Below are 278 nucleotides of genomic sequence, written 5' to 3'. Positions count from 1 at the left end.
ATCCAGGGCTTGCTGGTACGCAAGGTCACGGCCTTCGCTCCAGTTCACGGCAGCGCCCGTGCGTTGTACCACCAGCACCGTGCTGACGTTCGGGCAACTGGCCAGGGCTTTGTCGACATTCTTCTTCAGTGCGATCGGCTTGCCGCCGCGTACGCCTTCATCGGCGGTTATCACGGTGCGGCAATCGGCGTCGAGAATGCGGTCGCGCAGGGCATCCGGCGAGAACCCGCCAAACACTACCGAGTGCACGGCCCCGATTCGCGTGCAGGCCAGCATGG

General features: G+C 64.4%; 1 protein-coding gene. It reads right to left on the bottom strand.

Features of this window, described 5'->3' with window-relative positions; all coding sequences use genetic code 11:
• On the bottom strand, positions 1-278 hold a 278-nt coding region (locus SB756_RS29665; protein ID WP_410913137.1), incomplete at both ends, for an AMP-binding protein.

It is taken from the genome of Pseudomonas sp. SIMBA_068 (assembly GCF_046534705.1).
Taxonomy (GTDB): domain Bacteria; phylum Pseudomonadota; class Gammaproteobacteria; order Pseudomonadales; family Pseudomonadaceae; genus Aquipseudomonas; species Aquipseudomonas putida.
This window is presented reverse-complemented; position numbering and strand designations above follow the sequence as displayed.